The following is a 20,377-nucleotide window of genomic DNA, read 5'->3' as shown; positions in this document are numbered from 1 at the left end:
GTCGAAATTGCTGGTATGATCAGAGGTTGCGATGTGCCCTACGAGCACGGTAACGCTATTCTCCGGCATGCGCGCGCATGCCGCTTGCGGAGGTAGGGTTGGTACGCGGAACGCAAGACGGCATGCCGGAACGCAGCGGAACCGCTGCGCGCTCGCGCGTGGCCGACTTGATGGACGCCGTCGACTGGGCGGCGCATCCGCTGGGCCCGCGCGAGGGCTGGCCGACATCGCTCAAGGCGACGCTTCATCTGCTGCTGGCGTCGCCCGAATCGATGTACCTGGTGTGGGGCGAGACACGCACCTTCTTCTTCAACGACGCCTATGCGCCGATCCTCGGGCCACGCATCGACGGGGCGATGGGCGCGCGCTTCGATGTGGTATGGGCCGATGCTTATGCTGCGGTCGAACCGATGTTCCTCGATGCCCTGCGCGGTACGCCGTTCCGCGTCGTCGATCATCCCGTTCCGATGGCGCGCTGGGGCGAGCCCGAGGAAACGTGGTGGACCTTTTCCTTCTCGCCCGTCTTCGATGATCTGGGCGCGATCACCGGGGTGCTGTGCATCACCAGCGAGACGACTGCGACGGTTGTCGAGGTAGAATCGAAGCGCCGCGTCGACCTAGCGCTTCAGCAAGCCGAGCAAAGCCTGCGTCGCGCCGAGGAAGCGGGGCACATCGGCGTCTTTACGGTCGACCTCGCGGAGGGGACGTTCACCGGATCCGCCGAGTTCTACCATTTGTTCGGCCTGTCCGATGATCGAACGACCGACGTGACTCGGATCGAGGACATGATCCTGCCCGAGGACGCCGCGATCGGCTCGAATGCCGCGGTGCGAGCCTCGCAGGCGATGGCGTTGCAAGTCGAATATCGCATCCGTCGCGCCGATACGCAGGAAGTGCGCTGGATCGAACGTCGCGCCGAATTCGAATATGATGCGAACGGCACCGCGGTGCGGCTGCTTGGCGTGGTGCAGGACGTGACCGAGCGCCGCGCGGATCGTGACGCGCTCGCCAAGCTCAACGCGACGCTAGCGGCGACGGTGGTCGAGCGCACCCAGGCCCTGCTGCTGCACGAGAACATCATCCAGTCGGACGCCACGGCGATTTGCGCGTTCGACACCGACTATCGTCTCATCGCCTTCAACCAGGCGCATAACGACGCCTTTTTCCGAAGCCACGGTTTCTACACCAAGCTCGGCGAGGTGTTCTTCGAACTGTTCGTTCCCGAGCAGCGCGCGGCGATGCACGCCTTGATGACGCGTGCCTTGCACGGCGAAACCTTCGTCACCGAAGCCCAGTTCGGCAATCCAGAGATCGAAGCCCCGAGCTGGGAAATCCGCTATTCCCCGCTGCGCGACGCCGAGGGGCGGATCATCGGCGCGTTTCATCATGCGCGCGACGTGACCGGCCGGCTGCGCGCGAAGGCCGAACTCGCAACCGCGCAGGAGGCGTTGCGCCAAGCGCAGAAGATGGAGGCGATGGGCCAGCTGACTGGCGGCGTCGCGCACGATTTCAACAATCTGCTGACACCGATCGTCGGCGCGCTCGATCTGTTGCAGCGCAAGGGCCTCGGCGGCGAGCGCGAGAAGCGCTTGATCGACGGCGCTGCGCTGTCGGCCGAACGCGCGCGGACGCTGGTCCAGCGGCTGCTCGCCTTCGCGCGGCGGCAGCCGCTGCAGGCGGTTGCGGTCGACGTCGCTGCGCTGGTGCGCGGGATGATCGATCTCGTCGCCAGCACGATCGGTCCGCAGATCCGCGTACTGGTCGAGGCCCCCCACGACCTCCCCACCGCCACTGCCGACCCGAACCAGCTCGAGATGGCGCTGCTCAACCTGGTGGTGAATGCCCGCGACGCAATGCCCGATGGCGGAACGCTGCGGATCGCGGCGATCCCCGAGACGATCGCGCAGGACGGAGATCTCGCACCGGGCCGCTACATCTGCCTGTCCGTTACCGATACGGGCACCGGGATGAGCGCGGAGACGATGGCGCGCGCGGTCGAGCCGTTCTTTTCGACCAAGGGGGTCGGCAAGGGGACTGGGCTCGGCCTGTCGATGGTCCACGGCCTTGCCTCACAGCTCGGGGGCGCGTTGCGGCTGCGCAGCACGGCGGGGGAGGGCACGTGCGTCGAATTGTGGCTCCCGCAAGGGCAGGCTGTGGCACCGCTCGTCCCCGCAGCGGTGCCGCCCGTGCTCGAGCCATCGCGCGGTACGGCGTTGCTCGTCGATGATGAGGAATTCGTGCGCTTGAGCACTGCAGCGATGCTCGGCGAGCTGGGATATGACGTAGTCGAGGCGGACTCGGCGGAGGCGGCGTTGGTGCTGATCGACGCCGGTGTGGCGCCTGATCTGGTGGTGACCGACCATCTGATGCCGGGAATGACCGGATCGGACTTCGCGCGGAGGCTGCTGCGCAGCGATCCGGCGCTGCCGGTGTTGGTGATCTCGGGCTATGCCGAGAGCGAAGGAATCGCGCCCGATCTGCCGCGGCTGACCAAGCCGTTCCGGCGCGATGAACTGCTCCGCAGCCTCGTCGCGCTCAGCCGCGGCTAGAAGCGGGTCGACAGACCGGTATACAGCTGCAGCCCAGGGGTTTCGCGGTTGAGCCCGATATACGCCGCGGCATCGAGCTGGAGCGTCTTGGTCAGCTGATACGAGGCCGCGAGATCGGCCGAATATTGCTGCGTGTTATGCCGCGGCTCGAAGCTCTCCTTCGTCCAGAACTCGGCATAGACCGTCGCATTCTTGCCGACCGGGTGCGACAGGTTGATGAGATTGACGAGCTCGAAATGATGGCCCGTGACGGGGTCCTGGTTGGGCGAGCCCTGGTTGGCCGAGATATCGAACTCGGGGCTGGTGGTCAGCGTGAACTTGGCGGGCAGGGGGATGTTGACCGGAAGCGCAACGCTGCCCTCCCATTTGCCGTTGCCGACGACCGAGCCGGCCGTCGGCGCCTTGACCGATCCGATCACCGCAACGTGCGTCATCGAGCTGTCGGCGGTCAGTCGCTGCTTCGCGCGGACGAACAGATCGCCGACGCCGCCGTCGGTCGTCACGCTGCCATCGGCCATCCGCGTGCGGACGGTCTGGTACGGGGCGATGTTGACCTCGACATCGGTGTGCTTCCCGACGCCGTATTTGAGCGTGGGGTTGGTGTAGAGGATCGTATCGGTGCGAACGCCGTCGAGCGTCTCGCGCGTCCAGTCGATGAAATCGGTTTCGAGCTGAAAGGCGCCGGCGGGTACGGTGCACGCGACGCTCGCGCGCGTCGGGCGGTCGGTGCAGATCGGCGTCGGACTTGGCGCGACATTGTTTGGGAGCGGCCCGGTGCCCTGTGACGGATCGCCCTGCGCAGGTTCCTGCGCGAGCGCCATGCTCGGCATCGCTGCAAGGGCGAGAAGGATCAGCGCGCGTAGGCGCGCGGTCGAGAGGGCGGTGCCGCAACGGTTGCTCATCGTCGTTCCATGCGATGCGCGCGCGGCCGGAGCAAGCGGCAGTGACATGATCGGGGTCAACCGCGACTGGTGCGTTTCCATCAGCACGGTGTCGATCGCATCGCAACGGACGCATTGCCAGCGCCCGCGTCCGGGTGCATCCGAACGCTGCACTCCGGCGTTAGGCAATCGCATGAACCGTGAAGCCCCCCTTGGATCGAAGCGCGTCACCGTCTGGTTTGACGGCGGTTGCCCGCTGTGTCGGCGCGAGATCGCCGGGATACGGCGGCTGGACCGGGCGCAGCGTATCGACTTCATCGACATCTCGGGCGATGCACCCGCCGCTTGTCCGATCGACCGCGCCGATCTGCTGGCGCGCTTCCACGCGAGCGAAGACGGCCAGATCCTGTCGGGCGCCGCGGCGTTCGCCGCGATGTGGCGCGCGATTCCGGTGCTGCGGCCGCTTGGATTGGTGGCGCGCAATCGCCACATATTGGCGATGCTCGAACACGCCTATCGTCTGTTTCTGCGGGTCCGCCCTCGGTTGCAGCGCCTCGCTTTGGGATGGGACCGCCGATGACACCCGAACCGATTCCACCAGCGCCCGGCCAGGAAAGCGTCTGGTCGTTCCCGCGGCCCGCGATCGCCGAGCCGAGTTCGGCGCGGATCGTGATCGAGCATCGCGGCGTCGTGCTCGCCGATACGCGCGCAAGCATTCGCACGCTCGAGACGAGCCATCCGCCGAGCTATTACATCCCGCGCGCCGATATTCTGGAAAGCGCGTTGCGCCGCGGTGCGGGCAGTTCGTTCTGCGAATGGAAGGGGGCGGCGACCTATTGGGACGTCGTGCTCGACGGCGAGACGCTGCCAAGCGTCGGCTGGAGCTATCCGAGCCCGACTCGCCCCTTTGCGCTGCTGAAGGATCATGTCGCCTTCTACGCCGCGCCGTTCGATCGCTGCAGCGTGAATGGCGAGACCGTCGTGCCGCAGCCGGGGGGGTTTTATGGCGGGTGGATCACCTCCGCCTTTGCCGGGCCGTTCAAGGGCGTGCCGGGCAGCCGATTTTGGTGAAGGCGTCCGCATGACCGACGATCGCGATTCTCGCGGAAAATCCGTGCCCAGCGGGCGCATGGCGCGGCTCGGCGTGTTCGGGCGTTTGGCCGGCGGTGTCGCAGGCGGCGTGCTGGCGGAAGGCGCGCGTCGGATCGCCGATGGCCAGCGGCCGAAGATGAGCGACTTGCTGCTCACCCCCGCCAATATCGGGCGCGTCGCCGATCAGCTGTCGCACCTGCGCGGCGCGGCGATGAAGCTGGGGCAAATGATCTCGATGGACTCGGGCGATTTCCTCCCGCCCGAGCTGTCGCAGATCCTCGCGCGGCTGCGCAACAATGCGCATCACATGCCGCCGGCGCAGCTGCAGCAAGTGCTCGCGCGCGATTGGGGCAAGGATTGGCGGCGCCGGTTCGCGCGCTTCGATGCCGGGCCGCTCGCCGCGGCGTCGATCGGCCAGGTCCACCGCGCGCGCACCCCCGACGGGCGCGATCTGGCGATCAAGGTGCAATATCCCGGCGTCCGCGACAGCATCGATTCGGATGTCGACAACGTCGCGACGCTGCTGCGCGTTTCGGGTGCGCTGCCCAAGTCGATCGACATCGCGCCGCTGCTCGCCGAGGCGAAGCGGCAACTCCACGAAGAGGCGGATTACATCCGCGAAGGCGAACAGCTCGAGCGCTTCGGTGCGTTGCTGGCGGATGATCCCGCCTATGTCGTGCCGGTGCTCGACCGCGAATTCAGCGGTTCGGACGTCCTCGCGATGAGCTTTGTCGAGGGCGTGGCAATCGAATCGCTCGTCGATGCCGAGCAAAGCGTGCGCGACGCGGCGATGGAGTCGCTGATGGCGCTGGTGCTGCGCGAGATGTTCGAGTTCGGCCTGATGCAGACCGATCCGAACTTCGCCAATTATCGCTATCAGCCCGCGACCGGAAAGCTCGTGCTGCTCGATTTCGGAGCGACCCGCCCGGTCGCGCCGGAGACGGCAGACGGCTATCGGCGGCTGCTGGAAGCCGGGTTTTCCGGCGACCGTGCGGCGGTGCGCGACGCCGCGGTCGGCGCTGGGTTCCTGGGGGATGCAGCGGTCGCGCGGCACGGCGCGCTGGTCGATCGGATGATCGACGTGATCCTTGTCGAGCTCAATCGCGCGGGCCCGTTCGACTTCGGTGACCGCGCATTCGTCGGCGTCTTGCGCGATCAGGGGATGGCGATGGCCGCCGACCGCGACACGTGGCACGTCCCGCCGATCGACACGCTGTTCGTCCAGCGCAAGATCAGCGGCACCGCCTTGCTCGCCGCGCGGCTAAAGGCGCGCGTCGATGTCAACGCGATGGTCGTGAAGGCGCTCGCGCCGGCAAGCGACCGCGCGGCCAGCGAAGCTGCGTGAAGATTGCGACGTACAACGTCAACGGGGTCAACGGCCGCTTGCCCGTGCTGTTGCGCTGGCTCGCCGAGAGTGCCCCCGACGTCGTGGTGCTGCAGGAACTGAAAGCACCGCACGACAAGTTCCCCGAGGCCGCGATCCGCGATCTTGGCTATGACGCGATCTGGCATGGACAGAAGAGCTGGAACGGCGTCGCGTTGCTCAGTCGCGTCGGTGAGATCCACGAGACGCGGCGGGGTTTGCCCGACGATCCCGACCCTGCGCAAAGTCGCTATCTCGAGGCGGCGGTCAACGGGGTGCTGATCGGCGGCTTGTACCTGCCCAACGGCAACCCGCGGCCTGGGCCGAAATTCGAGTACAAGCTGCGCTGGTTCGACGCGCTGATCACGCACGCCGCGAATTTGCTCGAGTCCGGCCTGCCGGTGCTGCTCGCGGGTGACTTCAACGTGATGCCGACCGAGCGCGACGTCTACAAGCCCGAGCGCTGGGTCGACGATGCGCTGTTCGCGCCCGAAATCCGCGCAGCGTTCGCACGGCTGGTGGGGCAGGGGTGGACCGACGCGCTGCGCACGATCCACCCCGATGCGACGATCTATACCTTCTGGGACTATTTCCGGAACGCCTATGCGCGCGATGCGGGGTTGCGGATCGATCACTTGCTGCTGAGCCCCGCGCTCGCCAGTCGCCTGGTCGATGCGCAAGTCGATCGCGACGTGCGCGGGTGGGACAAAACGAGCGATCACGCGCCGGTCTGGATCGAACTTGCCGACGCGCCCGTGCGCAAACGCCGGGCTAGCTGAGCCCCGCGAACCAATCGGCGTAGGGCGTGTTGCGCGCCATGTGGCGCGTATAATCGGGAGCGGCGTCATCCCACCAGACCGGGCCGCGTTCGCCGAGCGCGTGTTTGGCGGTATCGACCGCGGCGCGTGCGGTCTGTTCCGCGGTCTTGTCCTTGGCCCGCAGCGCCGCGCCGACGGCGCGGCGTGCGTCGATCAAATCCCCGACCAGCGCCGTCCGTGTCGCTGCGTCGAGCGCGGGATTGCTCTTGCGCCAGAGCCGCCCGCGCACGACGAAATAGCGCCCGTCGGGCGTGGTCGGATAGTCGCTCAGTGCTGTGCGCGCGCGGCAGCCTTTTGCGCGCGCGCCTGCTTGGCGTAGTGGTGGTGTGCGATCGCGCAGCCTGCGACGGCGCCCATCACGGCGTGGCCCTTTCCGACGAAATGGCCCGCAACACCGCCGGCGGCAGCACCGCGGATGCAGCCCTTGGCAAGCACCGGCGAGGCCGAGGCGAGGGCGGCGGAAACGGCAATGAGCGAAACGATACGCATACACAATGTCCTTTGTAGAGGATCTGGAAACACGGGCCGTGCCGTTCTGGTTGCACGCTGTCGCGTGAAATTATCGTCACGTTTCGGCCGTTTCAGGAGTCACGGGCGCGCAAGTTCGGCGCGCAACAGCGGCGCGAAGCCTGCTGGATCCTCGACGTGCGGCGCATAACCGGCGCCCGCGATCCGCACGATGCTGGCATCGCGGAAGCGACGGACCGCGACTTCGGCCGCTTGCGGCACCGTCTGGACGTGCGCTCTGACGGCGACCGGCGCGGTGTTGGCGCGAAACGCGGTCACGTCGCGCTGGCCGATGATGAGCGACACCGGCGCGGCGACGCGGTCGAGTTCGGCCGCGACGGGCTGCGTTTCGAGCATATCCGACAGCCGCGCCTGCGCGTCGCGCACGCGCTCGCCGTCGGGGCCGGCATATTGGCCCGCCAGCATGGCGACCCAACGGTCATACGCCGGGCGCCATTCGCCGTGATAATAGGTGCGCTGCTGATACGCCTTGATCGACGCGGCGTTCGTTTTCGCCTCTTCCTGCCGCAGCGCGCCAAGCTCGGTATAGGGCACGCCTTGCGCCAGCGTGTCGTTGAGGCCGAGCGGATTGACGAGCACGAGCCGCTCGACTCGCTGCGGGTAGAGCAAGGCGAAGCGCACCGCGAGTACGCCGCCGGTCGAATGCCCGACGAGCAGCACCTTGCCCGCGCCGGCCTGGTCGAGCAGCGCTTGCGTCAGCGTCGCGAGCGCGGCGAAACTGTACTGATAGCCGGTCGGCTTCGACGATTTGCAGAAGCCGATCTGGTCGGGCGCGAGGACGCGGTAGCCGTGCGCCGCCAAGTCGACGATCGTATCCTGCCATGTCGCCGAGCAGAAGTTCTTGCCGTGGAGCAGCACGACCGTCTTGCCGTTCGCCGGGGTGGTCGGCGCGACGTCGAGATATGCCATCCGAACGGGCGCGCCTTGCGACTGCGTCTCGTACCAGCGGACCGGGAAGGGATAGGCGAACCTCTCGAGATTGGCGCCGAGCGGGATCGTCACTGGCGCGGGCTGGGACGGTGCCGCCTCTTGCGCCATCGCCGATGAGGCGGTCGCGACCAGGAGGAGCGGGAGAGGACGGCGCATGGCGGATTCCTAACCCCCCCGGGCAGCGGGGGACGACCGTCCAATGACCCGAGATGTCGCGGGTTCCATTGTTTCCCGGCCTCACCCTGCGCATCGCTTGCTTTGCCGCGCGCGAGACCCCAGGTCTGGGCTCACGAAACAGGAGTGAATTTCATGGCCGTCAAGATCGTCGCCTTCATCACCGTCAAGCCTGGTTCGGAAGAGGATTTCATTGCCGCCGCACGCACCTGCGTCGCCGCCTCGCGCGCCGAGCCCGGTGTGCTTCACTACGAATTGTGGCGCGAGAACGAGGGCGCACAGCGCTTCGTGTTCAACGAGCTCTACGTCGATGACGCCGCCGTGCAGCAGCATATGGCATCGGACCATTTCAAGGCACTCGGTCTTGCCGCGCGCGATATCGCGACGGCGCGGCCCGAGATCATCGTGGCGCATGCGATCGACGTCGCCGACTGACACCCCGTCGGGCGGCGGCGTGCGCTCAATCGTCGTGCTGTTCGGTCAGCTCGATGAAGCGCCGCGCCGCCGCCTGGTCCGCGCTGGAGTGGAAAGCGACGTCGAGATCGGGTGCCGCGCCGAGCATGTGGAGCAGCGTCCACAGGCCGAAGCGCCGATCGCGGTCCTGCTCCAGCCCGAAATCGACGCGCATATGCTCGATCCCGGCCTGCAAGGCGGCGGGGGTGACGGCGGCGAGGTCGCTGCTGCCGAAATAGCGCAGGAACTGGTCGTCGAGGTTCATCGCCGAGCCCCCTGCAAAAGCGCACTGCGTACGCTCGGCAGCAAGCGGCCGACGATGATGTCGACGCCGCGGGCGTTGGGGTGAAGGCCATCGGCCTGGATCAGCCGGGGGTTCCCGGCGACGCCGTCGAGGAAGAAGGGGTAGCGCGGAATCGCATGGGCCTTGGCAAGGGCTGGATACACGCCGTCGAATGCGCTGACATAGTCGGGCCCGAGGTTCGGCGCCGCGCGCATGCCGGCGAGCAGCACGGGAATGTGCCGCGCCTGCAGCTCGGTGAGGATCGCGTCGAGGTTTGCCTTGGCCTGCGCGACGGGAAGCCCGCGCAGCATGTCGTTCGCGCCGAGCTCGACGATCACCAGATCGGGCGTCGCACCGAGCCCGCGCAGCCCCCAACGCAGCCGCGCGCGCGCCTGCGCTGCGGTATCGCCGGCGACCCCGCCGTTGCGGACCGTCGCCGCAATCCCGGCGCGTCGCAGCGCGGCCTGCAGCTTGGTGGTGAAGCCCGCTTCGGGGGGCAGGCCATAGCCCGCGGTGAGGCTGTCGCCGAACGCCCAGATCAGCGGCGCCTTGGGCGAGGCGGTCGCCCCGAACGGAACGACGACCGAAAGCAACGCGAGACCGCTGGCGACGATTTGCCGTTGCCAGCGATATCGCCCAAGGAAGACCGATGATGCCATCCACCGTCGATAGCGCGTTGATCGCCGCGCGCAACGTTTCGCTTGTCCTCGGGCGTCCGCCCGCCAGCGTCGAGATCCTGCGCGGGGTCGATCTCGATGTCGCTGCGGGCGACAGCGTCGCCTTGCTCGGGCCGTCGGGATCGGGAAAATCGTCGCTGATGGCGGTGCTGGCCGGGCTCGAGCGCCCGACCGGCGGGACCGTGTCGGTCGCCGGGCTCGATTTCACCACGCTCGACGAGGATGCGCTCGCGGTCGCGCGGCGTGGACGGATCGGGATCGTGCTGCAGGCCTTCCACTTGCTTCCGACGATGACCGCGCTCGAAAATGTCGCGGTGCCGCTCGAACTGGCCGGGGAGGGGGACGCCTTCGCGCGTGCCGCGGCCGAACTCGAGGCGGTCGGGCTCGGCCACCGGATCGGCCATTACCCGGCGCAACTGTCGGGCGGCGAGCAGCAACGCGTCGCGATCGCGCGCGCGCTGGTCGGGCGCCCGGCGCTGATCTTCGCCGACGAGCCGACCGGCAATCTCGACACGACGACGGGCGCGTCGATCATGGACCTGCTCTTCGCGCGGCATGCGGCGAGCGGGACGACGTTGTTCATCATCACCCATGATCCGGGGCTGGCGGCGCGCTGCGCCCGCGTGATCGAGCTTGGCGACGGGCGGATCGTCGGCGATCGGCGTAGCGCGTGACGCTCGTCTGGCGGCTGGCGCTGCGCGATTTGCGGCGCGGCGGGCGCGGGTTGCTGTTGCTCGCGATCTGCCTGTTCCTCGGGACCGCGGGGCTCGCCGGGATCGGCAGCCTTGCCGCGAGCATGATCGCCGCCCTCGATGTCGATGCGCGCCAGATCCTTGGCGGTGACGTCGAGTTCAACGTCTCGCAGCGCCGCGCGAGCGTCGACGAGCTCGCCGCGTTCGGGCGGATCGGGCGCGTCTCGGAGACGCTCTCGCTGCGCGGGATGGCGAGTGCGGGCGGAGCGCCGGTGCTGGTCGATCTGCGCGCGACGGATGCCGCCTGGCCGTTGCTCGGGCGCTTCCGCCTTGCGCCGGGGGCGCTGGCAGAGCGGCCGCATGGGCGCGCGATCGCGATTGCGCCCGCGCTGGCCGATCGGCTCGGCGTGAAGCCTGGCGATACGCTCTCGCTCGGTCGGGCGCGGCTCCGCGTCATTGGCCTGATCGCGAATGAACCCGACCGGCTCGGGGCAGGTTTCGCGCTGGGGCCGCCGGTGCTGGTCGATTTCGCCGGGCTCGACGCGACGGCGCTGCTGCAGCCCGGCAGCTTGTACGAAAGCCATTACCGTATCGTGCTCGCGCAGCCCGGACGGGCGCCGGCTGCCCGCGATGCCGTGCTCCGCCAGTTTCGCGGCGCGGGCTGGTCGGCGAAGCTGAGCGAACAGGCGGCGGGCGGTTTCCGGCGCGGGATCGCGCAGCTCGGGCAATTCCTGCTGCTCGTCGGGCTCGCCGCGCTGGCGATTGCCGGGGTGGGTGTCGGCAGCGGCGTGGCCGCCTACCTTGCCGGCAAGGAGAAGATCATCGCGACGCTGAAGGTGCTGGGAGCGCGGTCGCGGACGATTGCGGCGATCTTCCTGGCGCAGCTCGGCGTCGTCGCGGCGGTCGGCATCGGGGCGGGGCTCATCGTCGGTGCGGCGCTGCCGTGGATCGTCATGGCATTTGCCGGTTCGGCGTTGCCGGTACCGCCGCGGCTCGGCGTGTATCCGGTGCCTTTGCTGACCGCGGCGAGCCTATCGGTGTTGGTCGCGCTGCTGTTCGCGCTGCCTGCGCTGGCACGCGCGCGCTCGGTCCCGGCGGCGACGTTGCTGCGCGATACGCTGTCGGCGCGGCGCTGGCCGAGCCTCGGCGTGTTTGGCGGGATGGTCGTGCTGATCGTGGCGCTGATCGCGCTCGCGGTTGCGACGGCGTCGGATCGCTGGCTGGCCCTCGGCTTCGTCGGCGCGATCCTCGCGTTGATCGCGCTATTGTGGGGCTGCGGTGTCGCGATCCGCGCGATCGCGGCGCGGCTGCCGCGTGCGCGCCACCCGTTGCTGCGGCTGGCGATCGCCAATTTGCACCGCCCCGGTGCGCAGACCGACCGGCTCGTCGTCGCGCTCGGGCTTGGCTTCTCGCTGTTCGTTGCGCTCGCGGTGATCGATTCGAGCCTTGGCGCCGAACTGCGCAACGCCGCGCCCGCCAAGGCGCCGCGTTTCTTCGCGATCGATTTGCAGCCCGACGATGCCGCCACCTTTACGCGCGCCGTCCGCAGCGCGGCACCGAGCGCGACGATCGAGGCGCTGCCGTCGCTCCGCGGATCGATCGTTGCGCTGCGCGGGGTGCCGGTGAGCGCGATCAAGACGCTGCCGGCCGATGCGTGGGTGCTGCGCGGCGACCGGACGATCACCTGGGCGGCTCGGCTGCCGCCGCGCAATGCCGTCGTCGCCGGACGCTGGTGGCCCGCCGACTATCGCGGGCCGCCGCTGGTGTCGCTCGAGGACAAGGCCGCCGCTGCGCTCGGGCTGAAGATCGGCGACACGATCACCGTTTCGGTGCTCGGGGTCGATGTGCCCGCTAAGATCGCGGCGCTGCGCAAGATCGATTGGGGCGGGCTCGGGCTCAATTTCGCGATTGTCTTCTCACCCGGTTATATCGAGGAAGCGCCGCACGGCCTGCTCGCGAGTGTCTATGCCGCCCCGGCAAGCGACGGCGCGATCGCCCGCCAGGTTGCGACGGCCTTGCCCTCGGTCACGCTGATCCGCGTCGGCGACGTGATCGGACAGGTCAGCGCGATCCTCGGCCAGATCGCGCTCGCGATCCGCGCGGCGGCGGCGGTGACGGTCGCGGCTGGCATTGCGGTGCTGATCGGCGCGGTCGCGGCGTCGGGCGCGACGCGGCGCTACGATGCGGTGATCCTCAAGCTGCTCGGCGGTAGTCGTCGCCAGGTGCTCGGCGCGCAAGCGCTCGAATATGCGATCCTGTCGCTCGTCCTCGTCGTCGTGGCGCTGGCGATGGGATCGGCAGCGGGCTGGTACGTCGTCACGCAAGTGTTCAAGATCGGCTGGGCGCCGCGCTGGGATGTGATCGCGATGACGCTCGGCGCCGCCGTCGCGCTGACGCTCGGGACCGGGCTGGCGGGAAGCCTCCCGGCGCTGCGCGCGCGCCCCGCGAGCGCTTTGCGCGATCTCTAGTCGGTCACCTTCCCGCGGAGCGACTTGACGCTCGATCGCTTGGTCTTGCCGTCGAGCCGCTTCGCTTTTGCGGCCTTAGACGGCTTGGTCGGGCGGCGGCGCTTGGGGACGATCGTCGCCTCGCGGATCATCGCGACGAGGCGTTCGCGGACTTCATGGCGGTTGAGGAGTTGCGAGCGTGCGCCTTCGCTGCGCAGCACCAGCACGCCGTCGCGCGTCAGCCGTGACCCCGCCAGCACCGCGAGCCGGTTCTTGACCGCATCCGGCAGAGACGGCGAGGCGCCGACGTCGAAGCGCAGCAGCACCGCGCTGTCGGTGGTGTTGACGTGCTGGCCCCCTGGCCCACCGGCGCGGGTGAACGATTCCTGGAGTTCGTCGCTGTCGATGCTGATCGAGCGGGTGATCGGGATGGCGGCCATCGCGCACCCCTAAAAGATAAGCGTGGCGCGGTCGATCATGCAGGCGCGCTTTCACATGCGGTGCGAACGCGGTAGGGGCAGGGCATGTACGACTTCACGATCGACCAAAGCTCGAAGACCGAGCTCTACCGCGACCTCCATTCGGCGCTCGATGCGCTGACCGATGGCGAACCCGACGCCGTCGCCAATATGGCGAATGCCGCCGCGTTGATCTGGCAGTATCTGCCCGATCTCAACTGGGCGGGATTCTACCGGCTGCTTGATGACACGCTGGTCGTCGGCCCGTTCCTCGGCAAGCCGGCTTGCATCCGCATCGCGATCGGCGACGGTGTGTGCGGCGCCGCCGCAAAGACGCGTACGACGCAGTTGGTCGAGGACGTCCACACCTTTCCCGGCCATATCGCTTGCGATGCGGCGAGTCGCTCCGAGCTGGTCGTGCCGATCGTCCATGACGGGCGGCTGATCGGCGTGCTCGATCTCGACAGCCCGAGCGCGGCGCGCTTCGATGCGGCCGATGCCGCGGGCTGCGAAGCGCTGATGGCGCTGCTCGCGCCGCGCATCGCGAGCTGATCCGAAACGGGACAGCCGTTAATCTAGAATCGCGATGAGCGAAATGGTAGCTGACGGGTTAACACTTCGTACACACTCTGTGTGCGGCGCGGTTCCGGAGGCTTGACGATGCGACCCTTGATATTGGCCACACTGACGCTGGTCACTGCGTTTGGCGCGGGGCAGGCAGATGCGCAGCGCGTCCGTGGTGGGGCTGTTCCGGGGGCGCCGTATCCGGTGCCCAACAGCGCGATGCCCGCACCGCCCGCGCCAATGCAGATGCAACCGCAGCTGCAGCAGCAAATGCAACGGCCGCCGATGAACGCACCGCTTCCGTCGTACAACGGCACGCGACCCGTCAACCGGCCCGATCGGCAACGCTGGGGCGGCGGCACGGGCGGCCACTGGCAGGGCGGCACCAACGCACCGGGCGGGTGGAACGCCTATCGCCAGCCGTCACGCGGCTATCGCCTGCCGCGGTATTGGTCTTCGCCGAACTTTTTCATCGGCGACTTTGCCGGTTACGGTCTGTCGGCTCCGCCCGCGGGCTATGGCTGGTATCGCTATTATGACGACGCCGTGCTGCTCGACCAGCGCGGTCGGGTCTACGATTCGGTCAACGGGCTGGACTGGGACGGCGGCTATGACGATGGCGGCTATGATCAGGCGGGTGGCTACGGCCGATCCTACCCGCCGCAGCGCCACCCCGCGCCGCTGCCGCCGATCGTCCAGAACGGCAACGTCACGACCTATTCGACCTCTTCTGGGTATGGCGGCGGATACGCCACGAGCTACGGCGGCGGTTATGCCTATCCGGGCGCGACCACCACGGTCGTGACGATCCAGTCGGCACCGATCGTCACCACGACGACGACCGAATATGTCGAAACCGTCCGCGAACGGCACGTCTATCGCGCCGCGCCGCGCAAGCGTTATTATCGTCCGGTGCGGCGCAAGCCCGTATGCCGCCCGGTCGAACAGCCCGTCCTGGGAAGCTGACCGGCCGCTACTTCGTGCGCGGCTCGGGTCCGGCAAAGCTCACCACGCTTTCCGACCCGTCCGCCGCGACAGCGCTCACGCCGACGAAGTGATCGTCGACGCTGATATCCTTGAGCACCGTGCTCGTCGCGCCGGCGGGTACGTCGCGTGACGTCTGCCAGTCCTGCGTGTCGTTGCGGCGCCAGTGGACGCGGTACGTGCTGGCGCCGGGGACCGGCTGCCACTTTACCGTCGTGTCGAAGCTCAGCGCACCTGCGACCGTGACGCCATCGGGCGCGGCGGGGGCGGCGGCGAGGCGGCGGATCGTCGCGATGTTGATCGCAGTGACCTTGGCGAGATACGGGAAGTCCATCTTGTCGACCGTGTCGCCATACGGGATTCCGTTCTCGACGCGCACGTCCTGGTGCTGCTGCGTCCAATTCTCGGCGCCGACCGAAAAGCGTACCGCCGGATAGCCGAGCTTGAGGAACGGCTCGTGATCGCCGCCCCGCCCGAAGCGGTCGGGCCGGCGGTCGACGAACACGTCGAGCCCGCCGGGGATCGTGCCGGCGACACCGTCGATCGTCTTGGCGAGGCTGCGCGAGGGGCCGTCATCCTCGCCGCCATTACCGCGCCGCGCGAGTTGCGCGGGGACATCCTCGATCGCGCGAATGCCTTCGGAAAAGACGCGGACGCGGTCGGCGACGCGCACGCCGTTCTGCCCCATCGTGTTGCCGACGATATCGTTGTTGAGCATCGCCGAGACGGTCCAGCCGCGCGCCTTGGCGGTTTCCGCGAGCAGCGTGCCGCCGAACAGACCCTGTTCCTCGCCCGAGAACACCGCATAGACGATCGTCGCGCGGAATTTTTCCTTCGACAGGATCCGCGCCGCTTCGAGCACGAGCGCGACCCCCGATGCGTCGTCGTTCGCGCCGGGCGCGTCGTGCGTCGCATCCATGCCGTCGCTGATTCGACTGTCGATATGTGCGCCAACGATGATGACTCGCTTGGGATCGAGCCCTTGCTGGAAGCCGAGCACATCGACCACGTTGACGCCATTGGGAGCGCGCGCGTTGGTGAAGGTCCGCGCTATATTGGCGACTGTGATGCAGCCGTTGCAGCCATCGGCGATGCGCGTGAGTTCGCCACCCGTCCATGTCCGCGCCGCGCCGATCCCGCGCACCGGATCGTCGGGCGACGACAGCGTGTGGCGCGTGCCGAAGCTGACGAGTTTCTCGACCGCCGCCTTGAGACGTGCAGGATCGGGCGCGGGGTGCGCTGCGTCCTTGGCGACGGCGGGTGTGGCGAGAATCGCGAGGATCGCGGCGGCGGTGGGAAGGGTGCGCATCGCCGCATCGTGGCGGGATCGCGGTATCGACGCAAGCCGCTCGGCCGTTCAAGCTTCACCGGCATCCATGCGCGGCGGTTCGATTTACTGGCGGACCGCATGGACCCCGGATCAAGTCCGGGGTGACGGGGTGTTGTATCAGCTCAGCCGGTCGATCGCTTCGCGGTCGAGCGAGCCGGGGATGATCATCAGCGGGATCGGCAAGGCCGCGTCGGCGCCCGCGAAATGCGCGACCAAGGGCCCTGGCACCCCGCTTGCCGCCGCGGCGAGCACGAGCGCGGCGATATCGGGATTTGCGGCGATCATGTCGCGGATCACCTTCGGGCCTTCACCCTGTCGTACCGTCAAAGCCGGCTTGAGCCCCGATTCCTGCAGCAAGGTGCCCGCCGCCGCGGTGACGAGGCCCTCTGCGTGCTGGCGCGCTTCTTCCTCGATCGTCGCCTGGATGCCGGCAAATGCGGTGAATTCGGTCGGCGGGATCAGCGCGAGGATCTCGACCCCGCCCCCCGTCTTGACCGCGCGCCGCGCCGCGAAGCGCAATGCGATGCTGCTTTCTTGTGTCTCGTCGATCACGACCAGATAGGTCCGCATGGCGCTCGCTCTCCCCCCGCAGCGATATTGTGAGCGATAGGTGGGGCTAAGTAGCGCATCGTGCAAGCCATGGCCTTGACCATCCGCGCGCCGGGCGCGAGAGACGACCCCTACGGATTCGGTTAGATGAGGACGCGTTGATGCCGGTCGAAATCAAGATGCCCGCTCTTTCTCCAACGATGGAGGAAGGCACGCTGGCGAAGTGGCTGGTCAAGGAAGGCGATACCGTCAAGTCGGGCGACCTGATGGCCGAGATCGAAACCGACAAGGCGACGATGGAGTTCGAAGCCGTCGACGAAGGCACGATCGGAAAGATCCTCGTCGCCGAGGGGACCGACAACGTGAAGGTCGGCACCGTGATCGCGACGCTGCTCGCCGAGGGCGAGAGCGCTGGCGACACGACGCCTGCGCCCGCCGCGAAGGAATCCGAGCCAAAGCCGTCGCCGGTCGACCCCAACAAGACCGGCAGCGAAGCCAAGCCCGTCGAGCGCACGCCCGAACAGGCCGAGGATCACGGCAATCCGGCAGGCGGCGCTGCGCCCAAATCGGCTCCGGTTGCCCGCCAGGACGGCGATCGCGTCAAGGCGAGCCCACTCGCGCGCCGCATCGCTGCCGAGAAGAGCATCGATCTTGCGACGCTGCAGGGCTCGGGCCCGAACGGCCGGATCGTCCGCGCCGATCTCGAGGGGGCAAAGTCGGGCCATGCGCCGGCCGCTGCTGCCAGCGCACCCGCTGCGGAAACCGCAGCCCCGGCCCCCGTCGCCGCCGCCAAGCCCGCTGCGATCCCGGACATCCCGCACACCGCGGAAAAGCTCAGCAACGTGCGCAAGACGATCGCGCGCCGCCTGACCGAATCGAAGCAGACGGTTCCGCACATCTATCTTACGGTCGACATCCGTCTCGACGCGCTGCTCAAGCTGCGCGCCGAGATGAACAAGGGCCTCGAGGGCCGCGGCGTGAAGCTGTCGGTCAACGACCTGCTGATCAAGGCGCTCGCCGCCAGCCTGATCCAGGTCCCCAAGTGCAATGTGATGTTCACCCCCGACCAGCTGATCAGCTTCAGCCGCGCCGATATCTCGGTCGCGGTGTCGACCCCGTCGGGGCTTATCACGCCGATCATCAGCGGCGCCGACACCAAGGGCGTCGCGACGATCTCGGCCGAGATGAAGGACCTCGCCGCGCGCGCGCGCGACAACAAGCTCAAGCCCGAGGAATATCAGGGCGGCACCGCGTCGCTCAGCAACATGGGCATGTTCGGGATCAAGCAGTTCGAAGCGGTGATCAACCCGCCGCAGGGCATGATTATGGCGATCGGCGCGGGCGAGAAGCGCCCGTACATCATCGACGACGCGCTTGGTGTGGCGACGGTGATGTCGGCAACGGGCAGTTTCGACCATCGCGCGATCGACGGCGCTGACGGCGCGCAGCTGATGCAGGCGTTCAAGGCGCTGGTCGAATCGCCGCTGTCGATGCTGGCCTGATGATCGGCCGCCGGACCCTGATCGAGCTGCTGCACATCGCCGCCGGCGTGATCGGGGCGGCGGTGATCGCTTATGGCGCGGTCTGGGCGCTGCCGCACGCCGCGAGTCCGATCTGGGAAGTGGCGTTCGGCATGATGGCGGTGATCGTCTTCATGGGGGTTCGGCCGCTGCGCATGGCGTGGCGTGCCGACCGCAACCGTCACGATCCGGCGCTTCGCGACTGATCGCCGCGGCATGACCGATCTGCCCCCGAAGACTGCTCCGGCGATCCGCGCGACCGCGATGGCGTGCGACGCCAACCCGTACGGCAAGATCTTCGTCGGCTGGCTGATGGGCCAGATGGCGCTTGCCGCCGGTTCGGTCGCCTCGCGCCATTGCGGCGGACGCGCGCCCGTCGTCGCGGCGGACGGGTTCAGCTTCACCGCGCCTGTCGAGATCGGCGACGAGGTCTCGTTCCATGCCGAGATCGTCAAGACCGGGCGCAGCTCGATGACCGTCGCGGTCGATGTCTGGCGGCGCGACCGGCACGGTCCCGCCACGCAACGCGCCGCTCGCGGCACCTATATTCTTGTTTCGATGGGCGAGGACGACCGGCCGCGCCCGCTAGTGATAGAGGAATCCTCCCTTGGCTGACCAATTCGACCTCATCATCCTCGGTTCGGGCCCCGGCGGCTATGTCGCCGCGATCCGCGCGGCGCAGCTCGGTCTCAAGACTGCGATCGTCGAGCGCGAGCGCCTGGGGGGCATCTGCCTCAACTGGGGCTGCATCCCGACCAAGGCGCTGCTCCGGACCTCGGAAATCTATCACTATATGCAGAATGCCGAGAGCTACGGGCTCAAGGCCGACAACGTGTCGTTCGACCTCAACAAGGTGGTCGAGCGCAGCCGCAAGGTCGCGGGGCAGCTCAATGCCGGCGTCAAGGGGCTGATGAAGAAGAACAAGGTCACGGTGTACGAGGGCTTCGGCGCGATCACCGCGAAGGGTAAGCTGTCGGTCAAGCAGGGCGACAAGACGACCGAGCTCGAAGCCAAGCACATCATCATCGGCACCGGCGCCCGCGCGCGCGACCTGCCGTTTGCCAAGGCCGATGGCGAGCGGATCTGGACGTATCGCCACGCGATGGTCCCGCCCGAAATGCCGACCAAGCTGCTGGTGATCGGATCGGGTGCGATCGGCGTCGAGTTCGCGAGCTTCTACAACGACATGGGTGCCGACGTGACGATCGTCGAGATGCTCCCGCGCATCCTCCCGGTCGAGGACGAGGAAGTCAGCGCGTTCATGGACAAGGCGCTGACCAAGCAGGGCATCAAGCTGCTCGTCGGTACCGGGCTCGAGGCGCTGACGCCGAACGCCAAGGGCGTGACTGCCAAGATCAAGGGCAAGGACAGCACGGTCACGACTGAGGAGTTCAGCCATGCGATCGTCGCGATCGGCATCGTGCCCAACACCGAGAATATCGGGATCGAGGCGCTCGGCATCAAAACCGACCGCGGCCACATCGACGTCGATGGCTATGCGCGCACCAATGTCGAGGGAATCTACGCGATCGGCGACGTGACCGGCGCGCCGTGGCTGGCGCACAAGGCGAGCCATGAGGGCGTCGTCTGCGTCGAGGGGATCGCGGGGCTCAACCCGCATCCGTTCGAAAAGTGGAACATCCCGGGCTGCACCTATTCGCGCCCGCAGGTCGCGAGCGTCGGCCTGACCGAGGCGAAGGCCAAGGAAGCCGGCTACGAGCTCAAGGTCGGCAAGTTCCCGTTCATCGGCAACGGCAAAGCGATCGCGCTCGGCGAAGCCGAGGGCTTCGTCAAGACGGTGTTCGACGCCAAGACCGGCGAGCTGCTCGGCGCGCACATGGTCGGCGCCGAGGTGACCGAGCTGATCCAGGGCTATGTCGTCGCACGCCAGCTCGAGACAACCGAGGCCGAGCTGATGGAAACGGTGTTCGCACATCCGACGCTCAGCGAGATGATGCACGAGAGCGTGCTCGGCGCGTACGGCCGCGCGATCCACATCTAAGCCAAGGTAATGCCCCGCAACGGGGGGCGAGGGCAGCCAGTCGGCGCTTTACACTTATGCTGCGGCGCGTCATGCCCCCCTCA

23 protein-coding genes are annotated in these 20,377 nt (G+C 67.8%); 14 read left to right on the top strand and 9 right to left on the bottom strand.

Going from position 1 to position 20,377, the window contains the following annotated elements:
• Nucleotides 1-122: 122 nt before the first annotated feature.
• A complete protein-coding gene (locus ABIB28_RS01015; protein WP_354285719.1) occupies nt 123-2,549 on the top strand; it encodes a hybrid sensor histidine kinase/response regulator in 2,427 nt (808 codons plus the stop codon).
• Here the strand turns inward: ABIB28_RS01015 and ABIB28_RS01010 are convergent.
• Nucleotides 2,546-3,451, bottom strand: coding sequence for a transporter (locus ABIB28_RS01010; protein WP_354285717.1), 906 nt, complete (start codon nt 3,449-3,451; stop codon nt 2,546-2,548). The genes ABIB28_RS01015 and ABIB28_RS01010 overlap by 4 nt on opposite strands.
• Before the next feature lie 172 nt (nt 3,452-3,623).
• On the opposite strand from ABIB28_RS01010, the gene ABIB28_RS01005 reads away from it, so the two are divergent.
• The 4 genes from ABIB28_RS01005 to xth are packed head-to-tail and all read left to right on the top strand — an operon-like array spanning nt 3,624 to nt 6,664.
• Complete coding sequence (locus ABIB28_RS01005) at nt 3,624-4,010, top strand: thiol-disulfide oxidoreductase DCC family protein (RefSeq protein ID WP_354285715.1); 387 nt, start codon at nt 3,624-3,626, stop codon at nt 4,008-4,010.
• Nucleotides 4,007-4,501, top strand: a complete 495-nt coding sequence (locus tag ABIB28_RS01000) for a DUF427 domain-containing protein (protein WP_133188346.1) — start codon at nt 4,007-4,009, stop codon at nt 4,499-4,501. Before ABIB28_RS01005 ends, ABIB28_RS01000 begins: the two co-directional genes overlap by 4 nt.
• Nucleotides 4,502-4,511: 10 nt before the next feature.
• Nucleotides 4,512-5,867, top strand: a complete 1,356-nt coding sequence (locus ABIB28_RS00995) for an ABC1 kinase family protein (RefSeq protein WP_354285712.1) — start codon at nt 4,512-4,514, stop codon at nt 5,865-5,867.
• Nucleotides 5,864-6,664: an exodeoxyribonuclease III gene (xth, locus tag ABIB28_RS00990; RefSeq protein WP_354285710.1), complete on the top strand. Its 801-nt coding sequence runs from the start codon at nt 5,864-5,866 to the stop codon at nt 6,662-6,664. The genes ABIB28_RS00995 and xth overlap by 4 nt, the downstream gene beginning before the upstream one ends.
• On the opposite strand, the gene ABIB28_RS00985 is transcribed toward xth, so the two are convergent.
• The 3 genes from ABIB28_RS00985 to ABIB28_RS00975 all read right to left on the bottom strand — a co-directional run bounded on the left by ABIB28_RS00985 (nt 6,657) and on the right by ABIB28_RS00975 (nt 8,317).
• On the bottom strand, nt 6,657-6,932 hold the full coding sequence (locus tag ABIB28_RS00985) for a hypothetical protein (RefSeq protein WP_354285708.1): 276 nt from the start codon (nt 6,930-6,932) through the stop codon (nt 6,657-6,659). The two genes, xth and ABIB28_RS00985, sit on opposite strands and share 8 nt — an antisense overlap.
• 38 nt (nt 6,933-6,970) lie before the next feature.
• The gene (locus ABIB28_RS00980) at nt 6,971-7,192 is read right to left on the bottom strand and encodes a hypothetical protein (RefSeq protein ID WP_133188340.1); all 222 of its coding nucleotides are present in this window, start codon (nt 7,190-7,192) and stop codon (nt 6,971-6,973) included.
• Nucleotides 7,193-7,291: 99 nt separating this feature from the next.
• Nucleotides 7,292-8,317, bottom strand: a complete 1,026-nt coding sequence (locus ABIB28_RS00975; RefSeq protein ID WP_354285705.1) for an alpha/beta fold hydrolase — start codon at nt 8,315-8,317, stop codon at nt 7,292-7,294.
• A 153-nt stretch (nt 8,318-8,470) separates the two neighbouring features.
• Here ABIB28_RS00975 and ABIB28_RS00970 point away from each other — a divergent pair, with 153 nt between their 5' ends.
• Nucleotides 8,471-8,770 carry a putative quinol monooxygenase gene (locus ABIB28_RS00970; protein WP_354285703.1) on the top strand — a complete coding sequence of 100 codons (300 nt, stop codon included), beginning with the start codon at nt 8,471-8,473 and terminating at the stop codon, nt 8,768-8,770.
• A gap of 25 nt (nt 8,771-8,795) precedes the next feature.
• On the opposite strand, the gene ABIB28_RS00965 is transcribed toward ABIB28_RS00970, so the two are convergent.
• Together ABIB28_RS00965 and ABIB28_RS00960 are read right to left on the bottom strand one after the other, a co-directional pair.
• A complete protein-coding gene (locus tag ABIB28_RS00965) occupies nt 8,796-9,053 on the bottom strand; it encodes a hypothetical protein (RefSeq protein WP_354285701.1) in 258 nt (85 codons plus the stop codon).
• Nucleotides 9,050-9,730 carry an arylesterase gene (locus ABIB28_RS00960; RefSeq protein WP_354285699.1) on the bottom strand — a complete coding sequence of 227 codons (681 nt, stop codon included), beginning with the start codon at nt 9,728-9,730 and terminating at the stop codon, nt 9,050-9,052. The genes ABIB28_RS00965 and ABIB28_RS00960 overlap by 4 nt, the downstream gene beginning before the upstream one ends.
• On the opposite strand from ABIB28_RS00960, the gene ABIB28_RS00955 reads away from it, so the two are divergent.
• Together ABIB28_RS00955 and ABIB28_RS00950 are read left to right on the top strand one after the other, a co-directional pair.
• Nucleotides 9,721-10,422 (top strand): ABC transporter ATP-binding protein, encoded by a 702-nt coding sequence (locus ABIB28_RS00955; RefSeq protein WP_438810903.1) that lies wholly within the window; start codon nt 9,721-9,723, stop codon nt 10,420-10,422. The two genes, ABIB28_RS00960 and ABIB28_RS00955, sit on opposite strands and share 10 nt — an antisense overlap.
• The gene (locus ABIB28_RS00950; protein WP_354285696.1) at nt 10,419-12,908 is read left to right on the top strand and encodes an ABC transporter permease; all 2,490 of its coding nucleotides are present in this window, start codon (nt 10,419-10,421) and stop codon (nt 12,906-12,908) included. Before ABIB28_RS00955 ends, ABIB28_RS00950 begins: the two co-directional genes overlap by 4 nt.
• On the opposite strand, the gene arfB is transcribed toward ABIB28_RS00950, so the two are convergent.
• On the bottom strand, nt 12,905-13,327 hold the full coding sequence (arfB, locus tag ABIB28_RS00945) for an alternative ribosome rescue aminoacyl-tRNA hydrolase ArfB (RefSeq protein WP_354285694.1): 423 nt from the start codon (nt 13,325-13,327) through the stop codon (nt 12,905-12,907). The genes ABIB28_RS00950 and arfB overlap by 4 nt on opposite strands.
• A gap of 84 nt (nt 13,328-13,411) precedes the next feature.
• Between arfB and msrC the strand changes: the two genes are divergently transcribed.
• Both msrC and ABIB28_RS00935 read left to right on the top strand, forming a co-directional pair.
• Nucleotides 13,412-13,897 (top strand): free L-methionine (R)-S-oxide reductase MsrC, encoded by a 486-nt coding sequence (gene msrC / locus ABIB28_RS00940; protein ID WP_354285692.1) that lies wholly within the window; start codon nt 13,412-13,414, stop codon nt 13,895-13,897.
• A 108-nt stretch (nt 13,898-14,005) separates the two neighbouring features.
• On the top strand, nt 14,006-14,875 hold the full coding sequence (locus tag ABIB28_RS00935) for an RcnB family protein (RefSeq protein WP_354286315.1): 870 nt from the start codon (nt 14,006-14,008) through the stop codon (nt 14,873-14,875).
• A gap of 7 nt (nt 14,876-14,882) precedes the next feature.
• Here ABIB28_RS00935 and ABIB28_RS00930 read toward each other — a convergent pair whose 3' ends face one another.
• Nucleotides 14,883-16,202 (bottom strand): M20/M25/M40 family metallo-hydrolase, encoded by a 1,320-nt coding sequence (locus ABIB28_RS00930; RefSeq protein WP_354285690.1) that lies wholly within the window; start codon nt 16,200-16,202, stop codon nt 14,883-14,885.
• Between the two features lie 138 nt (nt 16,203-16,340).
• The gene (locus ABIB28_RS00925) at nt 16,341-16,793 is read right to left on the bottom strand and encodes a universal stress protein (protein WP_133188318.1); all 453 of its coding nucleotides are present in this window, start codon (nt 16,791-16,793) and stop codon (nt 16,341-16,343) included.
• 140 nt (nt 16,794-16,933) lie between these two features.
• On the opposite strand from ABIB28_RS00925, the gene ABIB28_RS00920 reads away from it, so the two are divergent.
• The 4 genes from ABIB28_RS00920 to lpdA are packed head-to-tail and all read left to right on the top strand — an operon-like array spanning nt 16,934 to nt 20,294.
• A complete protein-coding gene (locus ABIB28_RS00920; protein WP_133188316.1) occupies nt 16,934-18,274 on the top strand; it encodes a pyruvate dehydrogenase complex dihydrolipoamide acetyltransferase in 1,341 nt (446 codons plus the stop codon).
• Nucleotides 18,274-18,498 (top strand): hypothetical protein, encoded by a 225-nt coding sequence (locus ABIB28_RS00915; RefSeq protein WP_133188314.1) that lies wholly within the window; start codon nt 18,274-18,276, stop codon nt 18,496-18,498. Before ABIB28_RS00920 ends, ABIB28_RS00915 begins: the two co-directional genes overlap by 1 nt.
• A 10-nt stretch (nt 18,499-18,508) precedes the next feature.
• Entirely contained in the window at nt 18,509-18,907 is a 399-nt protein-coding gene (locus ABIB28_RS00910) for an acyl-CoA thioesterase (RefSeq protein WP_354285687.1), read from the top strand.
• Complete coding sequence (lpdA, locus tag ABIB28_RS00905; RefSeq protein WP_354285685.1) at nt 18,900-20,294, top strand: dihydrolipoyl dehydrogenase; 1,395 nt, start codon at nt 18,900-18,902, stop codon at nt 20,292-20,294. Before ABIB28_RS00910 ends, lpdA begins: the two co-directional genes overlap by 8 nt.
• Nucleotides 20,295-20,377: the final 83 nt, after the last annotated feature.

Origin of the sequence: Sphingomonas sp. UYEF23, from assembly GCF_040546165.1 — a bacterium.
GTDB classification, from domain to species: Bacteria; Pseudomonadota; Alphaproteobacteria; order Sphingomonadales; family Sphingomonadaceae; genus Sphingomonas; species Sphingomonas glacialis.
Note: the sequence above shows the minus strand (reverse complement) of the source record. Positions and strands in the feature narration are given on the sequence as shown.